The 24,097-nt window shown below is 33.4% G+C and carries 20 protein-coding genes and 1 tRNA gene; 18 read left to right on the top strand and 3 right to left on the bottom strand.

Annotation, left to right across the window (positions count from 1 at the left end; translation table 11 throughout):
- The first annotated feature begins 198 nt into the window (after nt 1-198).
- From HVS_RS00280 to HVS_RS00285, 3 genes are all read left to right on the top strand, one after another.
- The gene (locus tag HVS_RS00280; RefSeq protein WP_101298489.1) at nt 199-1,557 is read left to right on the top strand and encodes a PdaC/SigV domain-containing protein; all 1,359 of its coding nucleotides are present in this window, start codon (nt 199-201) and stop codon (nt 1,555-1,557) included.
- A complete protein-coding gene (locus HVS_RS17435; protein WP_278278667.1) occupies nt 1,554-1,688 on the top strand; it encodes a hypothetical protein in 135 nt (44 codons plus the stop codon). The genes HVS_RS00280 and HVS_RS17435 overlap by 4 nt, the downstream gene beginning before the upstream one ends.
- A 70-nt stretch (nt 1,689-1,758) precedes the next feature.
- Nucleotides 1,759-1,851, top strand: a tRNA-Ser gene (locus tag HVS_RS00285).
- 87 nt (nt 1,852-1,938) lie between these two features.
- Here the strand turns inward: HVS_RS00285 and HVS_RS00290 are convergent.
- The 3 genes from HVS_RS00290 to HVS_RS00300 form a co-directional block, all read right to left on the bottom strand.
- Nucleotides 1,939-2,358 (bottom strand): DUF3237 family protein, encoded by a 420-nt coding sequence (locus tag HVS_RS00290; RefSeq protein WP_101298490.1) that lies wholly within the window; start codon nt 2,356-2,358, stop codon nt 1,939-1,941.
- A gap of 133 nt (nt 2,359-2,491) precedes the next feature.
- A complete protein-coding gene (locus tag HVS_RS00295) occupies nt 2,492-3,559 on the bottom strand; it encodes a sialate O-acetylesterase (RefSeq protein WP_101298491.1) in 1,068 nt (355 codons plus the stop codon).
- Nucleotides 3,560-3,795: 236 nt separating this feature from the next.
- A complete protein-coding gene (locus HVS_RS00300) occupies nt 3,796-6,387 on the bottom strand; it encodes a glycoside hydrolase family 44 protein (protein WP_101298492.1) in 2,592 nt (863 codons plus the stop codon).
- A gap of 495 nt (nt 6,388-6,882) precedes the next feature.
- Here HVS_RS00300 and HVS_RS00305 point away from each other — a divergent pair, with 495 nt between their 5' ends.
- The 15 genes from HVS_RS00305 to HVS_RS00375 all read left to right on the top strand — a co-directional run bounded on the left by HVS_RS00305 (nt 6,883) and on the right by HVS_RS00375 (nt 23,980).
- Nucleotides 6,883-7,467 (top strand): RNA polymerase sigma factor, encoded by a 585-nt coding sequence (locus tag HVS_RS00305; protein WP_159063322.1) that lies wholly within the window; start codon nt 6,883-6,885, stop codon nt 7,465-7,467.
- Nucleotides 7,451-8,968 (top strand): anti-sigma-I factor RsgI family protein, encoded by a 1,518-nt coding sequence (locus HVS_RS00310; RefSeq protein WP_157942932.1) that lies wholly within the window; start codon nt 7,451-7,453, stop codon nt 8,966-8,968. Before HVS_RS00305 ends, HVS_RS00310 begins: the two co-directional genes overlap by 17 nt.
- Nucleotides 8,969-9,094: 126 nt before the next feature.
- Nucleotides 9,095-9,970: an S-layer homology domain-containing protein gene (locus tag HVS_RS00315; protein ID WP_159063323.1), complete on the top strand. Its 876-nt coding sequence runs from the start codon at nt 9,095-9,097 to the stop codon at nt 9,968-9,970.
- Complete coding sequence (locus HVS_RS00320) at nt 9,961-11,034, top strand: carboxypeptidase-like regulatory domain-containing protein (RefSeq protein ID WP_101298496.1); 1,074 nt, start codon at nt 9,961-9,963, stop codon at nt 11,032-11,034. Before HVS_RS00315 ends, HVS_RS00320 begins: the two co-directional genes overlap by 10 nt.
- Complete coding sequence (locus HVS_RS00325; protein ID WP_101298497.1) at nt 10,962-11,435, top strand: hypothetical protein; 474 nt, start codon at nt 10,962-10,964, stop codon at nt 11,433-11,435. Before HVS_RS00320 ends, HVS_RS00325 begins: the two co-directional genes overlap by 73 nt.
- Entirely contained in the window at nt 11,395-12,210 is an 816-nt protein-coding gene (locus HVS_RS00330; RefSeq protein ID WP_159063324.1) for a hypothetical protein, read from the top strand. The genes HVS_RS00325 and HVS_RS00330 overlap by 41 nt, the downstream gene beginning before the upstream one ends.
- Nucleotides 12,211-12,423: 213 nt before the next feature.
- Nucleotides 12,424-12,879, top strand: a complete 456-nt coding sequence (locus HVS_RS00335; RefSeq protein WP_101298499.1) for a hypothetical protein — start codon at nt 12,424-12,426, stop codon at nt 12,877-12,879.
- Nucleotides 12,880-13,184: 305 nt separating this feature from the next.
- The gene (locus HVS_RS00340) at nt 13,185-13,679 is read left to right on the top strand and encodes a CDP-archaeol synthase (protein ID WP_242971618.1); all 495 of its coding nucleotides are present in this window, start codon (nt 13,185-13,187) and stop codon (nt 13,677-13,679) included.
- Nucleotides 13,680-13,689: 10 nt separating this feature from the next.
- Nucleotides 13,690-16,263 carry a PEP/pyruvate-binding domain-containing protein gene (locus HVS_RS00345; protein WP_101298501.1) on the top strand — a complete coding sequence of 858 codons (2,574 nt, stop codon included), beginning with the start codon at nt 13,690-13,692 and terminating at the stop codon, nt 16,261-16,263.
- 2 nt (nt 16,264-16,265) lie between these two features.
- On the top strand, nt 16,266-16,880 hold the full coding sequence (locus tag HVS_RS00350; protein ID WP_101298502.1) for a CDP-alcohol phosphatidyltransferase family protein: 615 nt from the start codon (nt 16,266-16,268) through the stop codon (nt 16,878-16,880).
- A 30-nt stretch (nt 16,881-16,910) separates the two neighbouring features.
- Nucleotides 16,911-17,804, top strand: coding sequence for a phosphatidylserine decarboxylase (locus tag HVS_RS00355; protein WP_101298503.1), 894 nt, complete (start codon nt 16,911-16,913; stop codon nt 17,802-17,804).
- Complete coding sequence (locus HVS_RS00360; RefSeq protein WP_101298504.1) at nt 17,776-18,675, top strand: UbiA family prenyltransferase; 900 nt, start codon at nt 17,776-17,778, stop codon at nt 18,673-18,675. The genes HVS_RS00355 and HVS_RS00360 overlap by 29 nt, the downstream gene beginning before the upstream one ends.
- Nucleotides 18,675-21,095, top strand: coding sequence for a phosphoenolpyruvate synthase (locus HVS_RS00365; RefSeq protein ID WP_101298505.1), 2,421 nt, complete (start codon nt 18,675-18,677; stop codon nt 21,093-21,095). Before HVS_RS00360 ends, HVS_RS00365 begins: the two co-directional genes overlap by 1 nt.
- Before the next feature lie 3 nt (nt 21,096-21,098).
- Complete coding sequence (locus HVS_RS00370) at nt 21,099-22,166, top strand: hypothetical protein (RefSeq protein ID WP_101298506.1); 1,068 nt, start codon at nt 21,099-21,101, stop codon at nt 22,164-22,166.
- Between the two features lie 20 nt (nt 22,167-22,186).
- Nucleotides 22,187-23,980, top strand: a complete 1,794-nt coding sequence (locus HVS_RS00375) for a substrate-binding domain-containing protein (RefSeq protein ID WP_101298507.1) — start codon at nt 22,187-22,189, stop codon at nt 23,978-23,980.
- Nucleotides 23,981-24,097: the final 117 nt, after the last annotated feature.

The raw sequence follows: 24,097 nt of genomic DNA on the forward strand, positions 1-24,097 counted from the left end.
TAACATTGTATAGCTTTTATTTAACAATTTTAAATAATGGTATTTTATAATGCAGTTAAATAGTAAATTTTAATACTAAATACAACCATTAAAATACAGGCTAAATGCAAAATTAATATTTGAGTTTTTATAAAAATGTGTTATTATATAAAATATCGGATTTTAGATAACAATTCATTATAAGTGGAGGGAAATTAGGTGAGGAAAATATTACTTATTACATTGCTATCTGTTGTTTTAATTGCCTGTTTTGTTTTAACAGGGTGCTCTACAGAGTTAACGGATCAATATGTTTTAGAGGAAAAAGAGGAAGTAATTTCTTCAGATGAGTTTGAATCAATATTGCGTTATCCAGTTGTAACAGGTTTAGTTGACAAAAAAGTTGAAGAAAAGATAAATGGCACTATAAAAGAAAGAATTGACGGATTTAAAAGAGGACTTGAAAATTTTAAACAGATTCCTGAAATGCAAGACAACACTTTAGATGTAACGTATGAAGTTGGGTACAGAACAAAGGAGATATTAAGTATAAAAATTGAAGTTATATCCCATATGCGGAGCTTTGGAGTAGATGACCATGTGGTTATAGGCAAAAATTTTGATTTGAAAACAGGTGAATTATTAAGCCTAAAAGATATATTAAAAGGGAATTATAAAGAAGAAATAGACGCAAAGTTAGAAGTTAAGTTTTCTGAATTAGATGTAGAGGTAACAAAACAATTTGAAGGAATTAATGATGAAACGGTATTTTATATAAAAGACAATGCATTGGTATTTTGCTTCAGCGCTGTTGAATATATAAATGAAATAGGTGAGACGCTAGAACTTGAAATACCGTTTAGTGAAATAAGTGGTTTTTTGAAAAAACCGCTGGCATTTGAAGGGGATACAAGCCCTGAATTAAAAAATTACAATACAGCTATTGATGAAGAAACAAAGCCTTCCGGGGCTTTGTTTTTTATTGGGGAAAATATTAGAAATGCGTCGCAAAAAGATGCAACCACAATGATTTTAAGTTTTGAGGAAATACAAGAAAAATATATAGGTGTGTATGAAGAAATTTTAATTGACAATGAGGTACAGCAAAAACTTTTTGAGTTTTTTGGGGATACATTTGACAAAGATAGGGTTAGTGAATTAGAGGATGCTGATTTAAAATCTTTGCTTCAAGAAATAATAGATGGCGGATATATGGTGGTAAATGCAGAGGGGCTATTTACCATAGTTCAGGATTACAGGGTTTTGGAGGAGTATGCAGGATATTTGTCGGATGATATAAGGGATTATATTTATCTTAAAGCAGAGGAGTCTAAGGATTTGGAAAGTTTGAAAGCAGGAGGGGTATTGCCCTGGGCTAAAATAAAAGACAGGTTAATGAAATATGAAGATTATATGGAGACATATCCTGACAGCATAAAAGAATATGAAGCCGGAAGGGAACATATGAATCTTCTACACACGTTTTTTTTGGATTTAACGGTATGCCGGCTTTTGACTATGCTACAAATAAAATTAATGATGAATTGCTTGAAAATTACAGAGAATTTGTCAACATGAACAAAAGTTCAGAGACAGCCAAAATGATTGAAGGGTATTTGGAGGTTTTAGAAAGAAATAATTATACTTTGTGCGAAGAAGTTGAAGAATACAGAAGAAGTTTTTCAAGTATAAATGAAAATAATTTTTAATTAATTTATTTGCCATTGACAAAAGGCATACATTTATCTATAATGTAATAGTCATGGAAAATAAAAATTTGGAGAGGTGGCTGAGCTGGTCTAAGGCGCACGACTGGAAATCGTGTGTACCCCCAAAGGGGTACCGTGGGTTCGAATCCCACCCTCTCCGCCAGATTTACAGAAAGGCTTCCGTTTTGTTGGAAGCCTTTTTAGATTATTATTTTACTTTTTATATTGAAATTTGTGACTAAAAGTCTTATTACACAGCCCTATAAAACTTTATATATATACCTTTATCTGTACTGATAACTTCACCAGTTAATAATTCATGATTTAAGAAACTTAAAGCTTTGCTATTTGTGATAATTTTAGGATAAGTCCTAAACAATACATTATTAGGGTTTTTTACAGCGTAGCCGTTATTTTCAATATAAATTTTACAGTCATCACCATTAAAATCTTTCCCTTCAAGAATATATCTTGCTGATAATGTATGCCTTTCCTTATCCTTTCCTATAATTTGTGTGTCCACTCCTCCGGGAAGCACCTTACCTGTAAAATACTTGCCTGTAGCAGTACCTGTAAATGAAATCATTACAACACTGTCTCCATGGAGATTTTCTAACAAAGTTTGTTCATTAATTTCTATATGAAGTGTAAATAGTTCTTCAAAGTTCATATTAGCGCATCCTTTCTTTTAATTATAAATTTTATCTCATACTGTAAATCTTGAATACTGCGATTATTTCAAAATGTAATAATTACAATTATTTTAAAAGTAATTTAAAAAGCAGTATATATTACTCTCCTTATTACTCTACAGGGAATTTATCAATTATCTCCAATATTTTCCTTTGCATTAAAGCGGCATCCCTTGTATCAATATCACCATCACCATTAACATCTGCTGCTTTTCTCCACTGGCTGTATTTAAGTTCATCTGTTATATCTAATAAATATAGTTTTATTTCAGCATAATCTATGGAGTCAAAAACACCGTCACCATTTACGTCTCCATAGACGAATTTAGGAGAAATTCCGGATATTTTCGCCATTTCTTCTGCAAAACAACTGCCTATATCCAGGATACCTTGTGTAAAGTAGTGCATTCCGTCGGTATCAAAATCTTTTGTATCAAAAATCCCCACATAGGGCACATTTTTAGCTACGTTAATCTGGGCTTGCCTCACAATGGCATGTTCAATCCATGCATCCGAATCATCAATCATTGCTATAATAAAAGGCATTGTGGGAGCATTCAAATCTTTTCTGACATCATTAATGAAATGGGTTAAGTTGCTTTCATATTCATTTGCAGGATAAATGTTGCAGGCATCAGATTCTCCCTGCATCCAGCACATACCTGAAATTTCATAATCAATTCCGGGATCCAGTTTAGACAGAGCTTCTTCAACTGTTTCTATTAAATTTTTGTATAAACTTCCGGTGGCCCCGCCTGCACTTGGTGGACGCCAATCCCCTTGCAGGGATGTTCCGGACCATCCACACTTAATTAAAAAGATCTGGCTGTCAGGATAAATTTTTGCTATATCCCTTCCAAAGGTTAATTCAGGTCCAAAGGCACCGGAACCGGCTCCAAAACCGGGACGCAGCGGGCTCCATACCTTTTTCAAAGAGGACTCAACGGTACCTTCTGCGTATATTTTAACATTTTCCTGAACTTCAAGAAGCTCAGAAGGTAGTTCATGATTCATTCCTACCCCTGCCATATTTGATTGGCCGGCAAGTATGTATACCTTGTGTTTGGATGAACTTCCCTGAGCATAGGATTTAGAATATGCTCCTTTTGTTGAAACAATAATGAGCATTGGCATTAAGAAAAAATAAATAAGAAATAAATTAAAACCTGACTTTTTCATAATTAACACAACTCCCCTTTAAGAAATAAAGTAAAAATACAATTATTTTTATCATTATTAAAAATAAAAAATAATTTATATAAAATTATAACATGAAAGAGCCGCCATGAAAATTACATCTTGTCATTTCTCTTGTATTCTGCTCTTATAAAGGCGGATTTATGCAAATTAAAAGCAAAGGGCTGTTAACCCCTTGCTTTTAACTTAACTTTATTTCATAAAAGCTTATATTATGACTACCAGTCAATTGAATCCACATAGATGGTAAAGTCGCCGCTTCCGTTTGTCTCACATTGTATACCTATTTGTTGAGGCAGTGAATCGTCTACGGTTTCAGGAAGGGTTAGTGTAAGTTCGTTCCAGTCACCTTTTTTTACATATTCATATCCGGCCCATGCTGAATTCCAGTCAAAATATGTCCAGTCTGATGAGTGAGGCATAATATAGAATTGAAGTGACCTTATTGGTGCACCTTCTGGAATCCATATTCTACAAGTTGCTGTTTCACCAGGTTTAACAACTGCAGAGCCGCCGATTATAAGGTTAGCAACAGGCTCTTCTTCTGTACCTGTAGAAGAAATATCCCATTTTAATGAGTGTTCTCCGTTAAAAGCTTTATCCGTGGTATTTGATACTTTTGAACTTACATTTCCTCCTGTTGTAAATCCTTGCAATGTGCCGTCTTCAAAGTTAAATCTTGCATTATCACCTGTAGCAGACGTTACAGTTATGGTTTTTGTAATGCTTCCGGTTAGTCCTAAATTATCAGTGACAACTAGTTTAACATTGTAGGTTCCGGGATTGGTGTACTTATAGTTTACAGTTTTTCCGCTGGCCTCCTGACCATTTCCAAAGTCCCATGCATAGTGGAAAATAGTCCCGTCAGCATCTGTTGATTTTGATGCATCAAAAGTTATACGGGTACCGGTGGTTATTTCATTCCCCTCTGATGAGAAAGTGAAAGCTGCTTCAGGTGGTTTGTTTGGTGAATCACTTACATGAGGCAGTGAATTTAAAATTGAAATGAGATACCTTGATAAAATGGTGTAGTCACTTGTATTTATTATATTATCACAGTTTAAGTCAGCCGCAATAAAATCTACATCAGAAGTAATTTCAAGAAGGTACCTTCCAAGTATTGCACAGTCAATGGAATTAACTTCGCCATCACCGTTGAGGTCCCCAAAAAGTATTCCTTCATCATTGCTGTCAAGGATTATGTGGTAAGCAGATAAAGGAGGCAGTGCGTAGCTGAATTTGTTGTCAACAATATTTATTACAGGAGTTCTTTCAGTAATATCTGAACTTATTCTGTCAAATCCAAATACTCTGCCTGAAGTATAGTTTGAAGAACTATCAATTGAAATGTTAAAGTTAACGGATTCATCATAATTTTTGTTTAAAAGGATTATATGAAGTTTATCATCTTTTTCATCAACAATGGAAGCATATGCTGATGCAAGTTCATAGTCTGAAACATCACATTTAACATTTGTATTTCCATAAGAAGAACCATTGTTGTCATAGTTTGTGTACAGGTTAAGAGCTGCCACTATGTAATTTTTATTTTGGTCGCCCCAGTAAGTAGCATAATACAAACCATATTTTCCAAATATACCAAGAGCATCAGCCTGGGCAATACCGCCGGTAATGTGGTTGCCGCCGCCAAAATCATACTCTGTAATTCCAAGTTTTGTTCCCGGATAATATTTATTTATAGATTCTTGGATTTTTGGTATTATGGGACGGTAATCGTCAAACCAGGGTTCGCCTATCCAGCTGTCTTCCCTGAATTCTTTTTGCCATAGAGTACGTGGAGCTTGAAGACGTGCTTTATTACATTCTATATTTTTAATGTCTTCTCCGAATGTTACCCTGCTGCCTCCTCCTCTTGCTTCAGGATAGTAATGTATATCAAGGACATCTAAAAGTCTCTTTCCGGCTTTGTCTGACTCTTTTTTCATTTGGTCAAGATAGTAGTCGACAAACCAATTGTAATTTCCTTCTGCTTGTATTTGTTCCCAGTCAGGAGCATTTTGAAATGAAAGGTATGCATTAAATCCATATAATGCAGGACCGAATATTTCAGCGTGGGGATCTACGTTCTTAACAGCTTTTGAAAGAGCTGCTCCCCTCTGAAGAATTTCTTCACAGGTTGCTTGTTCCGGATGAAGAAGAGCATGGGTGTGGGACCATAAGCCAGGCTCGTTATCTATGGAATAGCCCTTTATTCCTGTTGGTGTGGATGCATCTCCAAACTCATTTACAAGGAAATTTACAAATTCATCCATATAAACATAGTCGTCATTTAAATCAGGTTCTAATGAAAACTCACTGCCCTTTTCAAATTTTACTTCTTTCCAGCGGTCTGACGGTGCTGTTTCTGACTCTTCAACATAGCCGTCCATATCAGCGGAAACATATCCTGCTGCCTGAAGTGTTATTAATGTATGCTGTACATTTTGGGAAAGAGACTGTTTGTGAAAAGTTGTTACGACGGATCCGGGTTTGTTCCAATCTTCTGCTGGAACACCGGTGGAATTAAGAAGATAATTGTCACTTGAATGAAACCAGTCGCTTCCTGCGTTGGAAGCATTGTTTTCCCAGTTATAGCCTGTAAGCCTGTTTCCACCTAGTCTTCTAGCTGTTACAGTTTGTCCTGGAAGGTCTTGATTTACACCGTAGATAAATGGACTTATTTCAGACCTTTCCAATGAAGTATTGATGGTGACATCTACACTGTTGTCACTTGCAGTAGCACTTGTAAGTGGAAGTGCTAAGGTGAGTACCATTACAAATGCCACCAAAATTGATGTTTTTCTTTTCATTTCTGATTCCTCCTTGTATAATTTTTTTATTTTAAGCAAATTGACCAGGATATGCTGTATAATACTGGAAATACTTCTTACAGACTTATCCTGAATCTATTGCTTTATGTCTTGGCACTTTATGCTACAAAATATTTCATAATACTTTAACTTGTCTCTAATTTTCTTTTACGCCTGAGTTAAAAAAAAGTTCCCAAAAAAATTTTAGAAAAATTAAGGAACTTTTTAAGTCTACAGGCGTAAATAAAGGTATAATGGGTATGACAGTTAATGTACGGAAAACTTACCACCGGATTTACTACCAAAGATGCTTGCGTTTCAAGGCTTCAAATAAAGTCTACTCAAAAAAAGTATGCCTGGTTCTTTAAATATATAAAGAGAATTTTTAAATATTAATGTATAATAAATACATGTAGATAGAGATACAGGCATTTTTTGAGCATGAATTTTACCGGCACTAAATATATTGAAGCCTTGAGAGGAAGGTGTGGGTGTTTGAAAACAACTGAGTTTCAGGATATAGAGGGGTTTAACAAGGGACAGAAACTTTTATCTTTAATTGATATGTATAAAAATCAGGTTTACAGGCTGTGCTACCGTCTTACCAACAATGAATTTGATGCAGATGACCTTTTTCAGGATACATGGGTAAGGGTTGTAAGAAATATTGACAGTTATGATAAGAACAAATCTTTTGAAACATGGATTTATACCATTACTATAAACTTATACAAGGACAGGTACAGGAAGCAAAAGCGGTGGATGAATATAATAAAGGATTTTTTTACAAATGAAAAAAAGGATTTTGAATTGTCAAAGGTACCTTTGGATAAATTTCATCCGGAGTCCCTTTTAATAGACAAGGAGTGTACAAAAGAGCTGGAAGCATTTTTAAACGGTTTACCGGACAATTTCAGGATACCTGTTATTTTATATTACTTTAAGGAAATGAATTATAATCAGATATCGGATGTATTGGATATACCTGTTGGAACGGTGAAGTCCCGTCTGAGCAGGGGGATTCACAAGTTAAAAAAAGCACTGGAGAAAGGAGGATATGATTATGGAAATGGAAATTGAAAAATTAGAAAAATTATTAAAGAAAATAGATTCTAAAGAAATATCACCTTCTGAAGAGTTAGTTACAAGGACCAAAGAAAGGGTTCTTAGAGAACTGGATTTAATGGATGATTCAAAAAGAGAAAGCCCGGGAAAAAGAGTTGTTTATAACAAACCCCGGTTTAGGTTTGCACAGCTTTTGGCAGTTGTAAGCTGTTTTGCACTGCTGATAATCCTGTATATGCAGAGAAGCATTTTTAACAAAGAAATATATGCATATGTTCACATAGATATTAACCCAAGCATTGAAATGACAATCGACTTAAATAATATAGTTACAAAGGTTGTAGCAATTAATGACAGTTCAAAAGAATTTTTAAAAGATTTAAAGCTTAATCAAAAGTCTTTAGACAGAGCGGTAGAAGACATTTTGGAAAAGTCCGTTGAGTCAGCTTTAATTAATGAAGAATCTAATAATGTGATTATTTGTGCACATTTAGCAGAAACGTATTCAAATGAAAAAAAGGAGGTACAGAATTTAAACAGAATTTTGGATAATTTAAAAGTGCTGACCTCCAACTACCGGGATATTAAGATTAATGCCCATACTTTAATGGTTCCGTCTGAAGTTTTTAATAAGGCTAAAGAAAACAATGTATCAATGTCAAGGTATGTATTGTTTAAAGAGCTTGAAAAGAGGGGCTTTGAATACAGTATTGAAGATATCAAAACCGAAGATGTATCTTATATGTTGGGAAAACTCACCCAAAGACCTGAAGACGACACAAAGGAAGATATAAAACCTAAAGCAGCATTTACTTATACCCCGGAGGAAATAACAATTGGCGATGTTGTGAAATTTGATGCTACAGATTCAGAAGCCCTACAGGGAAGCATTTCTCAATATTCATGGGACTTTGGGGATGGTGCCAATGGAGTTGGAAAAACTGTGGAGCATAGATATACAGAAGTTGGCAATTATTTGGTAAAATTAAGCGTTACAAATAATTTAGGCGTTACAGGTACTTATACAGAAAAAATAACCGTAAAATTAAATTCAAGCAATAAAACAAAATTTGACTGGGAAAACGGCAGTACTGAAGGATTTATTGTAAGCAGCGATTCATCTTCTATATCCAACACAACAGAGAAAAGTTATGAAGGTACCAGGTCTTTAAAATGGGATATAGCGGCTTCTGGTGAAGAAATATTGGAAGTTTGCAGGGATTTGTATGATATAATACCAGCCGGGTCAACCATAACTTTCAAAATATGGGTACCGTTAGGTGCTCCGGTAAGGGCTATACAGCCATATATCATGACTTTTGAAGGCAATTATGAAAATTACCGGTGGTATTCTTCATGGCAGAGGTATGGAAGCCTCAAAAAAGATGCATGGAATGAATTTGTAATAAAACTGCCTGAAGATTTGGATATGACATTAGAACAGCAAATAGGTGTCCAATGTGAGATAATAGGGGAAGGGAATTTTACCATATATATTGACTTAATTGAATGGTAAAAGCGGGTTTTCAACCCTATCTTGAATTAGTAAAAAAATCAAAGGATTCAAAAATCTATTGACATTTTATACATATATATTTTAAAATTGTTATAATATCAAACTATATAAACAGGGAGAACGATGATGAAAAAAAGTAAAAAGTTTATTATGTTAGTTTTACTTATTAGTATTGTGGTACAGGGGTTAATGGGGAATATAACATATTCTCAAAACAATTCTAAAGATCATACCGAAAAATTGTTTAGTGATATTACAAATCATTGGGCAAAAGAATCCATTAATTTTTTAGCAGAAAAAGATTATGTGAGTGGATATGTAACTGATGAAGGATATGTAATAAAACCGGACTCAAAGATAACAAGAGCAGGATATTTAGCAGTGCTTTTAAAAACAAAGAAACTTGAAGTTATAAAAGAAAAAACAAAGGAGTTTACAGACATAAAAGATAATAACTGGTTTAAGGAAATGGTTGATATAGCTTCAAGTAATGGAATACTAGAAGGTTATCCAGATGGAAGTTTTAAACCTAACAATCCTATTACAAGGGCAGAAATTGCAGCCCTATTGGTAAAACTAAACAATTGGACTTTAGATGAGCTTAATTTAACAATAGATAATTTTATAGATGTTGAAAAAAACTCTTGGTTCTATAGTCCTGTAATGATATGTAAAGAAAGAGGAATTATAAATGGATATTCTGATAAATCTTTCAAACCTCATAACTACGCATCAAGAGGCGAGGCATTTACATTAGTTGCAAACTATGTCAAAAGTCTAAATTCAACTGAATTAGACAGAGAAGAAATACCTGCTGCTCCAGAATCAGCACCTGAAAATGAGCCTGAAAATACACATCAGACAGTACCAACACCTACAAGCACACCAACACCCCGAAGTAACAAATCATCTGGGACTAGTCCGAAAAAGAACGAAACATCTGATCTAGAAATATATGTTTACAATAACAATCAAGAGCCACTAAAAAAAAAGTGGAAATAATTGCAATTCCAAAAGACAAGAATTTGAAAGAAATATCGGCAAAAAGTGACCAAAACGGGTATGTTAAGATTAACATTTTATCAAAAAAAGAATATGAAATAATTGTTAAAAAGGAAGGATACAAGAGTATAGTAAAAGAAAATATTCTTCTCGATGTAGATGAGGTTGTTGTTTCCATGAAAAATGGAAAAAAACTAAGTAAAGAATTTTCAATTGATGTGTTAGAACCTTTACCAGATGAAATATTTGAAAATGTTTTAAATATAAATAAATACATAACTAAGTACGCCTCAGAGTATTTTAGTAACAATGAAAATGCCAATATAGAAGAACTGGTAGAAGAACTCCAAAGTATTTTAACTCAGGATGAGCGGATAAAAGAAGTAAATAACTTAAATGGTACTATTGAAATTGTACTATCAAGCGGATTACGTACTTTTATACAAGTAGTAAATTACGAAGATATGGAAACTATGCCTAGAGGAAGCTCCAATAGTCTTCAGAAAATAAATAATTTCCAAGAAATCAGTGAAGAAGAATATCAAATTACAGATTATGACTTCTTAATGTCAAAAGACATTCTTATATGGTCTCCTTTTGATACTAAATGGAGTGAAGCAGCAGAAACTGTTTACATAGAGGAAATTGTTAAAGAATCTGTTTATAAATATAATTTAGACATATTAAGAGATGAATATGCGAATATAGAATCCTTAAAAGAAATATGCGAGTATGGAATAATTGTATTTTCAACACATGGTATTAACGGAGACTGGATTGTAACAGGGGAGAAAGTAGAAGACAGCCAAAAGTACAGAACTGAACAGCAAAGAGGAGAAGTGTCTATATATAATATAATTGATAAAAAAGAAGGAAATATAGAAAGTTATTATATGGTTAATTCGAAATGGTTTGAAAGAAATATACAAGGAACATTTCCAAAAAGTATAATTATAAACAATTCATGTGAAAGTGCAAAAACAGAGTTACTATGGGATGTTTTCAAAAAAAAGGCGCATCCACATATTATGGATACACTGATAAAATTACCAATGAATATGTAGTAATTCAATCAATTAAACTATTATCAGAAATAATACTTGGGGGAAAGAGTACACTTGAAGCTTACAATCCGTCACTTGATAGGTATTATAATGATGGAGGAATGCTTATAATTAAAGGACACGCAAATTTAAAACTTCCAACCGGACTAATTAACGGTGGTTTTGAAAATGGTTTGGCGGGATGGCAAAAAGATGGAGATGGAAGATCTATTACCCAGCTAGGTTCAATCCGACCAACAGAAGGAAATAGAATGGGTATAATATCAACAGGATTGGGCTATACTCTGGTACAGGGAATACTTAATCAAAGCATTTACATTCCAGAAACAGTCAACACAATATCTTTTAATTGGAATTTTTTTGTCAGAAGAATTTTTGGAGTTCATCGGAAGCAAATTTGATGATCCTTTTGTGGTTTCAATAACCTTAGAAACACAGAATAATGAAGAGATTAAAGTTTTAGATATTAATGTTAATAAAATAGCTGAAATGTTTAATGCCACACAATACGATAGTGGTAATTTGATATCTGTTTCACCAGACATAGTCTTTGACAAAGGTGATGTCTGGATGACTGGGTGGCAAACGACAGAAATTGACATAAAAGATTATCGGAATCAAAATGTAATTTTAAAATTTAGTGTCGAAGATGCTGTAGATACAATATATACTACTGCTGTATTAATTGACAATGTAAAATTTGATGTTGAAGATTTATATAACGGTCAACGGATAGAGGTTGACTCTTTAGTATTTAATGAAGACTACATAAGAGGAATTTGGTTTAACGATGCAAAGGGTTCAAGTTATGTATTATACTGTCCTGATGACTTTAGCTCTCAAGCTGAATTTGTAAGAAAACAAACCAAGTTTTTTAACGGATACAAAAATATTGAACAAGTTAAATTTCATGCCATAAAAACAACTAAAGAATTTGAAGAGGTATGGAATAACATGGAGGGACATCCTGATACAGGAGTTATTGACGATGTAATACTTCTTTTTCATAGTGATTATCATGCTATTTTTATTGATTCTTCCAATAGACAGTATTTAACTGTCAGTCCGGGTGGTTTTGCAGGAAGGGGCAAAACTATATATGAAGCGTATCATATAAGGAATCTACAAAAAAAGAAGATAAAAAGAATTGAGTTACTTACATGTAATAAAGATTAGCAATAAACCAAAGTGCTTTTTATAATTATTTAGAATATTTAGAAAACATAAGAAAAATAAAGCCCTCGAGAACCTATGGCTACATATTTGCGCCTCGTGGATGGCTTCCAAAACCTGAGCCATTTGGTTCTGTTATATACTATAAAGATAAAAAGGGAAACATGTCAGTAATGTATAGAAATACAATAACATGGAGGGAGATCGGGAATTACGATGAATAAGGGAAAGGCTAAATCAAAAATGAGCATAGCAGTTATATTTGTTGTATTTGCGTTAGCAGTGGTAAGTTTTTTAGCTTGGTATATATATACAACTTCATATTATGAAATAGATGTTGAATTTATTGGAAAGATTGAAACGGAGATGAATCTTACTAAGAATGACTGGTGCTGTATAACAGTTGAAACTGCAATAAGAGAATTATCCCAGGGAGGAGCACAAAGGGCAGTACAAAATTCAAATACAGAAGAAATGATAGAAAAACTTAAGCTTATTGAAAGGGATAAATACAATATTTTAATAACCGATGGTTCAAGGATAGAAAAGGTTACCAAGACAAGAGAAGAACATGACAGGTTGCTAAAAATAGATTATAGCCCTGAATTTTCACACAATTCTTTGTATCTATATACTATTGCCAAAAACGTCCGAGCTGTTAATGATCCGTAGATAATACTTGAGATAATGCTTTTTTAAAAAACATGACTAAAGTCATTATGACTTTAGTCATGTTTTTTTTAAAAAGTCACGGAAGGTCACGAAAAAACGTGACCAAAGTCACGAAAAGAAATGACTTTTGGCATCTAGGAAGTTAAATGATATGGTAGTATAATGAAAAAAAGAGAAATAAGCTTAATTGAAAAGAGGGAGAAAAACTGCTTATAAAGATTGCACAAATGTACATAACTTTGTTCCCGGTTATATTGGCTGGGATATTTAATATGATTTGGTGCAAAGCACCTATATTTAACTTTATGAAAAAGCCCATTGACGGCGGAATGTGTATATGGGACGGCAAAAGACTGTTTGGTGACAATAAGACCTGGAAAGGTTTTTTTGGGATGATGCTGGGGGGTACTTTTCTGACTATAATCTGGGGGCTGATTTGTGGTACCAATGAGTTTTTTGAGGTTAACAATTTTATGTACGCCACAAGGGAAAATACCATTGGGTATAACGGAATAATGGGACTTTCATTGGGATTTGTATATGCTGTCTTTGAACTTCCAAATAGTTTTATAAAAAGAAGAGTGGGTATTACTCCGGGAAAGACTGCCGAAGGTTTTAAAAAAGTAATATTTATGTTTATCGACCAGATTGATTCTATACTAGGATGTGTGCTGGTAGTAAATATGGTTTACAAAATGCCGTTATGGTTTTATTTTTTCTATGTTTTAATGGGGGCAGTGACGCATATTGTTATAAATATTTTGCTGTACTCACTAAAACTTAGAGACAATATGTTTTAGGGGGAAGGGTATGTTTGTTGGTCTAGACAATTACGTCAACTTAGATAAGGTGGGAAATAAAGCAAAATCCCTTATGCATCTTAAAAATAACGGGTTTTGTGTGCCGGATGGCTTTGTGCTTGACATTGATGTTTATGATGAAATAATAAAGGAAAACCGGCTTGATCTTCAGATTAATAAGTTGTGTTTTGATATCAGTAAAGAAAATGCCAAAGAAATTAGCTTTAGTATATTAAAATTGTTTGATGAAGTAAAAATTCCCCAAAACATTGTATCTGAAATATCAAAACTTATTAAAAACAAAAAATATGCAGTAAGAAGCAGCGGGTTTAAAGAGGATCTTGCTGACTTTGCTTTTGCAGGACAGTACAGCACTTTTTTAAATGTAAAAGGAATTGATGAAATTTGCAGAGCCGTTATAGGATGCTATAAATCAATGTATGAGGAAAGAGTCCTGTCCTATATGTTAGACAACGGGATGGATTTAAAGAATATGAAAATGGCTGTTATTGTACAGGAAATGGTTGAAGCTGATGTAAGCGGGGTGGCATTTTCAGTTAACCCTTTAAGCGGCAGCGATAAGGAAATTGTTATAGAAGCGGCAGAGGGGGCAGGAGAAAAAGTTGTGGGGGGAAAAGTTAACCCTGAACGCTATATATACAGTTGGTTTTACAAGGAGGAGTTTTATAACAAAAATAATAAACTTTTAAACCAGGAAGTATTTTTAAAGCTTTCCCAAAAGGTACTTGATATACAAATATTATACGGATATCCATGTGATATAGAGTTTGCCGTAAAAGGTGAAGATATATATTTTCTCCAGGCACGTCCCATAACCAAAATATCTTATGGGGGAATAGAAGAGCAGTGGACAACAGCAAATTTTAAGGACGGGGTATCTGCAGGAGTTTGCACCCCTTTTATGTGGAGCCTTTATGAATATATATGGGAATACACCTTAAAGAAGTTTGTGCTGGATGGGAAAATCCTAAAAAAAAGTGAATGGCGTAAAGCCGGCAATATGTTTTTTGGGAGGCCGTACTGGAATTTAAGTTTGGTTAAGACAGCTATGGCGAAGGTACCTGGATATAAAGAAAGGGAATTTGATAATGATTTAGGCGTTGAACCTTGTTATGAAGGTGACGGGCATGTTACCCAAATAACACCGAAAACTTTAATTGGAATATTGAGAATGGCCATGGCACAGAAAAAAATAGCTAAAAACCAAATGAAAAATGTAGGGAAGCTAAAAAGGGAGCTTTTGGATAAATATTTTAGTTATCTTAAAATTTTTGAAAATGAAGAGAATATAGATGAAGAAAATACACATAATTTAGAAAAAATATGGTACCGGCTGGTTAAAGATGATTACCTTTTAAGTCAGGGTACTTATTTTTGGCAAATTTTTATTAACACTATAAACCAGCCAATTTTTAAAAAGCGTTTAAGAAAATTTGTAAGTGAAAGTGAGTACTTTAACCTTATCGGAGGGCTTGACAACATATCTCATATGCTTCCTTTTTATGAAATGTGGCAGATATCAAGAAATATAATTGAAAACAAAAATTCCTTTGATTTTTGGTGCAACTCTTCTGTGGATGAAATTAGAGAAGAATATTACAAAAACAGCAGGGAAAATTGTATTCCCTTGCTGGATGACTTTATTAAAAAGTACGGCTACCATTCAGATAAAGAACTTGACATAACATACCCATGCTATTCTGAAGACATAGAAAGTGTTATTAAAACCCTTAAGAAAATCATTAATATGGATGACAGATTAAACCCGGAATATAAAAGAAGGAAGCAAGAAGAAGCCTTTAAAAACCAGATGCAAAAGCTAAAAGAGAAGCTGGGAAAAAGGAAGTATTTAAAATATGAAAAAGCCATAAAAAAAATGCGGAATATGCTTTGGTGGCGTGAGGAATTCAGGGATATTTCCACAAGGTTTTACTATATAATACGCCTTTATACAATGAGGCTTGCAAAGGTCTATGTTGAAGAAGGGGTTATAAACACCCCGGAGGACATTTGGTATACAAAGATGGAGGATGTATTTAATTTTATAGATAATAAAATTACAAAAGAGGAGCTTCAAGGCATAATCTCAAGAAACAAAAAATACTATCAGTCTTTCCGCAATTTTTTAAGCGAAAATGAAATTGGCGGTACCACTAAGCTTAACAGTAAAAAAATTATATTCATCACACACGACAGGGAAAAGACAAAATATAATTTAAACAAAAAAACCAAAAAGCTTCACATAATTAAAGGAATAGGATGTAATGACGGAAGGGCTACAGGAACTGCAAGGGTAATTAAAAATATTGAAGAAATACACCGCATTCAAGAAGGAGATATACTGGTGACAAGGTTTACCGATACAGGGTGGACGGCTAAGTTTGCTGCCTTAAAGGGGATTGTCACTGAATATGGGGGAGTGCTGTGTCATACAGCTGTTGTTTCTAGGGAGTACGGAATTCCATGTGTGGTGTGTACCAAAGATGCCACTAAACTCATTAAAGACGGAAGTAAAATAACCATAGACGGTGCTACCGGGGAGATTATAAAGGAAGGGGGATAATTATGTTTATAGGAAAATACAATAAGTCAGTAATACTCACCTATATAGGAATAGCAGCGGCGGTTTTGGGTATTTATTTTTCTTTTGTGAAAAATATCAGGTACACATTATTATGTCTTATAATTTGCGGTGTTTGCGATCTTTTTGACGGAGCCGTTGCAAGAAAGTGCAAACGTACTGAAGAAGAAAAACTTTTTGGGATTGAAATAGATTCTTTAGCGGATATTATGAATTTTGTGGCACTACCTATAGCTATATTCTGTGGTATGGGACTTACAAGCCTGTACAACATAATAATTTATGTAGTTTATGCCTTGGCTGCCGTTACCAGATTAGCCTACTTTAACGTTAATGCAAAAAAATCCGGTACAGAAACTCCTCTTAAGTATTATACAGGACTTCCGGTAACTTTTTCAGCTCTAATTTTCACAATTTTTTGGTTTTTAAATTTTTATATAAGTGAAGAATCTTTTAATGTAGTATACAGTCTGCTGATGCTTGTTGTGGCACTGCTGTTTGTACTTAAGATAAAAGTGCCGAAGCCTAAAGGGGCGGCTTATGTGGTTTTTGCTTTAATTGCAGTTGCAGTTAGTTGTTTTATTATATTTTCAGGATAGATTATATTTGCAGGATAGGTGAAAAGAAATATGAGTGTATACGTATATAACCGGGAAACCAAAAATGTCTATGAAGAAAAACAGTTTAAAGAAAAACAGTTAAAGTTTTTATATGAAACCCTGCCCGGCCGTATTATTTTAAAATTTATTTCAGGAAAGTGGTATTCCCGGTATAGCGGAAAGAAAAACAGCAAAAGAAAATCAATTGCTAAAATTAAGCCCTTTATAGAAAAATACGGCATAGATATGGAAGAGTACGAAAAAAAAGAATACCGCTCTTTTAATGAGTTTTTTACAAGAAAGATAATTCCTGAAAAAAGACCTGTTCCAAAGGATAACAGCATACTTATTTCCGTTGCGGATTCTAAGCTAAGGTACTATAAGATAGAAGAAAACTTAAGTATAAAAATAAAAAACAGCATATACACCGTTGAAGAACTATTAGGGGACAGAGAACTGGCAGCTGAATTTAAAAACGGAACTTGCCTGGTGTTCCGCCTTACCGTTGATGACTGCCACCGCTATTGTTATTTTGACAACGGCAGGCTGATGAGAAGAAAACATATAGATGGGAAGCTTCATACCGTAAGGGCTATTTCGGAAAAAAGGCATAAAGTTTATTGTGAAAACTTCCGGGAATATTCTGTTCTTCTTACTGAGAATTTTGGTAAAGCAGTTCAGATGGAAGTGGGGGCGCTGTTGGTTGGGAAAATTGTCAACATGGAAAAGCTGGAATTTAAAAAAGGGGAAGAGAAAGGGTGGTTTGAGCTGGGGGGCTCTACAATAATATTGTTTTTTCAGGAGAACACTGTAAAAATTGATGAGGATATTGTTTCAAACTCCTACAGAGGACTTGAAACTAAAGTTAAGTATGGCGAAAGGATAGGTAAGAAATATGTTAAAGAGGTTAAATATTTATTTTAAAGAAATGTACCCAATAGTTCCTAGACTTCTTCTAGGAATCATAATATTTTTAGAAATACATTTTATTTTACTTTTAAACTATGGCGTAAAAACTTTTTCAATAGGTATTGGAGAAGTGGTAGGGAGTTTTACTATATTTAGTTTTCTCTTTACCCTGCGTATTGCCGATGATTTAAAAGACTACGAAACAGATCTTGTTTTGTTTCCTAAAAGGGCACTGCCTTCGGGACGTGTGAAAAAAAAGGACTTAAAAATATTTGTTACAATTTTAATTTTTATAACATGTATTTTAAATTTTGCTTTTATGAACAATATACCTTTTTTTATCATTCTGTACATATATGGGGGATTGATGTCCGTCTGGTTTTTTAAAAAACACAAAATACAAAAAAGCCTTCCATTGGCATTGGTAACACATAATCCGGTACAGATGATTATGAACATATACATAATATCATACACATGTATAAAGTATGATTTATATCCTTTTACCCTGACAAGTTTTTTGGTTGCACTAACTCTATACTTTCCTGCCCTTATATGGGAAATATCCCGTAAAATACGTGCACCTAAGGATGAAACGGAATATACCACTTATTCTAAATTGTTTGGATATAAAAAAGTAACCAGGTTTGTGCTTATTTTGACATTAATTGATGTTGTGACAAACTTTCTGCTTGTATACAGGTTAAACAGAATTGCAGTTTTGGTACTGGCTCTTAATGCGGCATGGATTACATGGAAATTTATTTCCTATATGAAAGATCCTACGCAATATAAAATAGTGAATAAGGTTGAAAGGTATACATATGTACTTGAAACCACCATGGTTTTAGTTGTAGCAATATATTTGTTGGTGGGGTATATTTAATGAAAATTATTAATACACATAATTTTAAAAACGCTGTAATAGGCCAAAAAGCATATAACCTTTTTAAAGCCATGGAAAAAGGTTTGCCTGTACCAAGACTTTTTGCAATTGACGCTAATGGATTAAAAAGTAAGGACATGGAGCATATTGTTAACAAATATTTAGAAGAAAATTTCCCCAAATCCCGGCTGTTTTCTGTACGTTCTGCAGCAATAGGAGAGGATGGGGAGGAAAATTCCTTTGCAGGACAGTTTGACACTTATTTGGATGTACCTGTTGATAAAGTGGTTGAAAAAATAAAAAAATGCACAGAGTCTTTAAGTAACGAAAGGGTGGAATCATATTTAAAACACAAGAAGATAACAGAAAAGCTATCTATGAGTGTCATTGTACAGGAAATGATAAAGGGTGACATGTCCGGGGTAATGTTTACAGCCAATCCTCAGGGAATTTTAAACGAATCTGTTATTATAATTGGTTATGGGAGAGGGGACGGGGTTGTTGAGGAAAAGGTACCTGTAACATCATACTATTATAATAATACAGATAAGCTGTACTATTACGAAAAGATGGAATACTCACCTGTAATAGATAAAAAACAGGTTGAAAAGCTAATTTCATACGGTGAAGAGTTAAGAGATCTGTTTGGGGAATACCTGGATATAGAATTTACAATTGAAGATGAGAAAATATACATACTTCAAATCCGCCCTATAACAACTATAAAAAATACCAAAGAGACAATTTTAGATAACAGCAATATTGTAGAAAGTTATCCTGGAATAACCCTTCCTCTGACACAGTCCTTTATAGAGCATGCCTACTATAGTGTATTTAAAGGTGTTGCATATAGGTGCCTTAAAAACAAAAAGCTGGTTGAAAAGTACGATCCTGTTTTCAGGCAAATGGTGGCTGGCGCAAATGGAAGAGTATATTATAAAATAAGCAATTGGTATACAGTTTTAAAATTTCTTCCCCTAAGTAAAAAAATTATTCCCATATGGCAGGAAATGATGGGGGTATCCATTAAGGAACATGATGTACAAAAAAACGATATTTCAATTATTCAGAGGATAAGGGTATACTTTAACGTAATATATGAAGCTTTCCGTGTCCAAAAGGGAATGGAAAAGCTTAATGCAAATTTTAATGATGTTGAAAAACTGTTTTCAGACAGTTTCAATAAAAAATTAAGCAATAAAGAATTAATGAAGTTATACAACAAAATCGGTGATGCGGTACTGAAAAATTGGGATATAACACTATTAAATGATATTTACAGCTTTGTGTTTACAGGGCTTTTAAAGAGGAAATTAAAAAAGCTTGGAAAGCCAAACTATGAGGAGGAGACCAATAATTACATATCCGGAATAGCCAATATAGAAAGTATGAAGCCTGTAAGAGAGATGGTATCTTTAGCTAAAACGGCAGTGGATGAAGGCTGGATTAAAAAACTTGAATCCATTAATAGTGATGAGAAAATAAAAGAATTAATTTTACAAAATAAAGGTGATTTTACCAATAGATTTAATGATTTTATCAAATTATACGGGGACAGAACCACAGAGGAGTTAAAGCTTGAGACAAAAACTTTCAGGTCAAGTCCAAAACTTTTGGCAGACAAAATCATTGAGTACGGGAAAGATATAGAAAAACTTAACAATCTGTATAATTTGCTTAATAAGGATGATATAAAAACAGGGATAAATACAGAAGGTATTGGGAAAAGAGACAAAAAAATTATACACATACTTGCAAAAAAAGCAATGCTGGGCATTAAAAACAGGGAAATATCAAGGCTTAACAGAAGCAGGATTTATGGAATGGTACGAAGTATATTTTTTTCAATAGGAAACAATCTGGTAAAAGAGGGGCTGCTAAAAGAAAGGAATGATATATTCTACCTGCGAGTGGAAGAGATATTTGCACATATAAATGGTGGCACCTATGACTTTTCTTCTTTAGTGAGGGAGAGAAAGAGAAAATATAAAGGTTTTGAGCAATTACCCCCTTACTCCAGGTTGGTTTTTGCAGGGAATGAATTTGATAAAACGGTGAAAACGGCAAACAGTGAAAAAAATAATTCATATAATGAAAAAATATTAACAGGAACTCCTTGTTCAAATGGAGAAGTAACAGGTGAGGTAATTGTTATTGAGGATATAGGTAAGGATTTGGATGTAAGAGATAAAATTCTTGTTACCAAAATGACTGATCCCGGATGGGTTTTTATCCTTACTCTTTCAAAGGGAATAATAGCGGAGAAAGGCTCACTTCTTTCACACACGGCAATCATTTCAAGAGAACTAAAAATTCCCTCAATAGTAGGTATAAAAGGGGTTACTGAAAAGTTAAAAAACGGCGATATAATTTATATGAACGGAAGTACCGGTGAGATTAGAATAGAAAGTAGGGCTTAAAGAATGGAAGTGATATGGTTTGACGGTGAAAAGAAATATATAGAAGATTTTCTTGCATTGCCTAAAATGCTGTATGGAAAAAAAGATATTATGCAAAATGAAAGTGAAGAACGGAAACTTTTAACTGGAAAACATGTTTTAAATAAATATTTTAAATTATACAAGCTTTGTGCTTATGACAAGGAGAAGATAGTAGGAAGGCTTGCTGTTACCATATATCCTGATGATACAAATGCCTATGTGGGTTTTTTTGAATGTATTAATGATGAGAAGTGTGCACTTTTAATGTTTTTAGAAGCGGAAAAACTAGCAAGGGAAAAAGGGAAGACTAAAATGATTGGACCTATGGATGCAAGTTTTTGGATAAAATACAGAATGAAAACAAATCTTTTTCACCGGCGTCCATATTTTTCAGAGCCTTACAATAAGGAATATTATCTTAATTTATTTCTAAATAATGGCTACGATATACAAGAAAGATACATTTCTAATATTTACTCAAAACTTACAGCAAAAAATCTTGAAGAGGGAAAGATAAAAGAAAGATATGAGAAATTTTTAAAAAAGGGCTACAAAATAGTATCACTGAATAAAAAAACATGGGATAAAACTATAAGTGAAGTATACAGACTTATAATGAAACTATATAGTAATTTTCCTGTATTTAAGTATATAAGCGAGGAAGATTTTAAAAAAATCTATTTACCTTTAAAAATGATTTTAGACATGTCCATGGTAAAAATAGCATATTACCAGAATGAGGCAGTTGGTTTTTTTATTGGAATGCCAAATTATCACAATAAGCTTTATAAAAGGATTAATTTACTTACTCTTTTTGAGATTCTGAAAATAAAGAAAAAAAGTACTGATTATGTAATGTTGTATATGGGAGTGGACAGCAGCCACCCGGGGCTTGGAAAGGCTATGACATATGTTATTATGAAAAATCTCATAGAGAGGCAGGCAACTTCAATAGGGGCACTTATTAAAAAGGGCAGGGCTGTGGAACATTATGCACAAGGGGCAATAGAAGACCAGTGTGAATATGTTTTGTTAAGTAAAATTCTATGATTTAAGTTAAATCTATTGATATGATTAACAGTCACGCTAAACAAATTGCCAAAGGGAATCTTAGGATAGACGATATGCTAGAGCAGGAAACCTTTGGACTAGGTATACTGACAGATGTTTTCAATGATATGAAATCCAGCATGTTAAGATTTATTGCCTTGACAAAAGTCAATATAATATCTATTTCAGATGCCATTGAAAATGTATCTAAAAGCATGAACAGCAGTTACTTAGGCAATGAGGAAATTGCGGCCAGTATGGAAGATGTGGCTGAAAAAGCAAAAGAACAAGCCGGCCTTATGGGCAATGCCATGTCTAAAATAAATGAAGTGAAAACCAGGATAGAAATTATTACACAGAGTGTGGAACAGATTGAGAAATTTGTTGAAGAGTCTGTACAAGCAACTTCAACGGGAGTAAGAAATTTAGATGAGTACTATAACCAAGTTAATGTTATTTCAGATAATTTGAATAATACTTCTGAATATATTAAAAAACTCAATGATGATATAAACAAGATAGATGAAATAGGAAGGTTTATCAAAAAAACCAGTGAACAGTTAAAGCTTTTGGGACTTAATGCCTCCGTTGAGGCTGCAAGGGCAGGTGAGGCAGGAAAAGGTTTTGCCGTTGTTGCCCATGAAATAAATTTATTGTCAACAGCAACTAAAGAAAGTATTGGTAAAATAAGCAGCATAATAAAAAGTATCCAAACCAGAAGTAGACATGTAAATGCCGGTATTGACAGTTGTGTTGAAAGCTATGATATTAGTAAAGATATTTTTAAATCTGTTAAGCGTTCTTTTGAGATTATTAATGATAATGCTAATATACTTGAATCAGACATAAAAAATGTTCGTAATGAGGTGTACTTAATTAATTCAAATATTCAAGAAATATATAAGGAAAGTGAGGAACTCTATAATATTTCAGAAGATATATCAAAGGAAACAATTGAGGTTTCAGCGGTTACTCAAACAGAATTAGACGAACTTCAGAATATTAACGAAAGTACTTTGAATTTAAAAATAATGCTTAATAAATTGGAAAGATTAGCCGGAATATTTAATATATCTGTACTTCCTGTTAAAGAAGATAGCAAAAAACAATTACGCATTGTTTTTGTGAGTCCCCTAGATAATGATTTTTGGCATATTATTCGTAAAGGCGTCTTATATGCAAAAAGGGAGTTATCTGAAAAAAATGTAGTAATAGATTATTATGGTTTTGAAGACAATGTAGGCGATCAAATTAAACAAACAGTAAAAGACGCTATAGAAAATGATGTAGACGGAATTATTGTACCAGGGTTTGACCCGGATCTTGCTGATTTAATTGAGGTTGCTGACAGTAAGAATATTCCGGTAATGTTGATTGCAGAAGATTTGCCTATGAAAACCAAACGTGTTGCCTATTTCGGTGCAAATTTTGACTCAACGGGGATTGTTGCTGTTCGTATATTGGCAAAGTACCTGGGAGGAAAAGGAGAGGTGGCGGTTTTTACAGGTGAAGGAAATAGCTTTGGAAGGCATACTATTTTACCGGAGCTTAAAAAACATAAGAATATAAAAGTTGCAGCACAGGTTCAGTGTGCAGATGATATTGAAGTCTCATATAATGTAACAAAAGATATACTTAGAGAAAACAGTAATATACGTGCTATATTGGTTCCTGGAATGGGCTTTTTTGGTGCTGCCAGAGCCATCGAAGAGATTGGTTTTATAGGGAAAACTTTTCTTATAAGTTTTTTCTACAGCAATGAAATAGCTGAGTATATTAAAAGAAGAATTAAAAAAGTAAATAAAAGTTCTTAAGTCAATTATAAAATAACCGGTTATTTTATTTCATTTATTAGATAAAAAACAGGGTTAAAAAGTTTGGCTTATAAAAATAATTAAATATTTTTATGATAAAATGTAAGAAATTTTAAA

This window comes from Acetivibrio saccincola (assembly GCF_002844395.1).
Taxonomy (GTDB): domain Bacteria; phylum Bacillota; class Clostridia; order Acetivibrionales; family Acetivibrionaceae; genus Herbivorax; species Herbivorax saccincola.

Coding starts and splice junctions, on each gene's coding strand:
- HVS_RS17435 (WP_278278667.1), top strand. CDS start 1,554: ATGAACAAAAGTTCAGAGACAGCCAAAATGATTGAAGGGTATTTGGAG.
- HVS_RS00290 (WP_101298490.1), bottom strand. CDS start 2,358: ATGAACTTTGAAGAACTATTTACACTTCATATAGAAATTAATGAACAA.
- HVS_RS00295 (WP_101298491.1), bottom strand. CDS start 3,559: ATGAAAAAGTCAGGTTTTAATTTATTTCTTATTTATTTTTTCTTAATG.
- HVS_RS00300 (WP_101298492.1), bottom strand. CDS start 6,387: ATGAAAAGAAAAACATCAATTTTGGTGGCATTTGTAATGGTACTCACC.
- HVS_RS00310 (WP_157942932.1), top strand. CDS start 7,451: ATGGAAATGGAAATTGAAAAATTAGAAAAATTATTAAAGAAAATAGAT.
- HVS_RS00315 (WP_159063323.1), top strand. CDS start 9,095: ATGAAAAAAAGTAAAAAGTTTATTATGTTAGTTTTACTTATTAGTATT.
- HVS_RS00325 (WP_101298497.1), top strand. CDS start 10,962: ATGGGATGTTTTCAAAAAAAAGGCGCATCCACATATTATGGATACACT.
- HVS_RS00335 (WP_101298499.1), top strand. CDS start 12,424: ATGAATAAGGGAAAGGCTAAATCAAAAATGAGCATAGCAGTTATATTT.
- HVS_RS00340 (WP_242971618.1), top strand. CDS start 13,185: ATGAAAAAGCCCATTGACGGCGGAATGTGTATATGGGACGGCAAAAGA.
- HVS_RS00345 (WP_101298501.1), top strand. CDS start 13,690: ATGTTTGTTGGTCTAGACAATTACGTCAACTTAGATAAGGTGGGAAAT.
- HVS_RS00350 (WP_101298502.1), top strand. CDS start 16,266: ATGTTTATAGGAAAATACAATAAGTCAGTAATACTCACCTATATAGGA.
- HVS_RS00355 (WP_101298503.1), top strand. CDS start 16,911: ATGAGTGTATACGTATATAACCGGGAAACCAAAAATGTCTATGAAGAA.
- HVS_RS00360 (WP_101298504.1), top strand. CDS start 17,776: ATGTTAAAGAGGTTAAATATTTATTTTAAAGAAATGTACCCAATAGTT.
- HVS_RS00365 (WP_101298505.1), top strand. CDS start 18,675: ATGAAAATTATTAATACACATAATTTTAAAAACGCTGTAATAGGCCAA.
- HVS_RS00370 (WP_101298506.1), top strand. CDS start 21,099: ATGGAAGTGATATGGTTTGACGGTGAAAAGAAATATATAGAAGATTTT.
- HVS_RS00375 (WP_101298507.1), top strand. CDS start 22,187: ATGATTAACAGTCACGCTAAACAAATTGCCAAAGGGAATCTTAGGATA.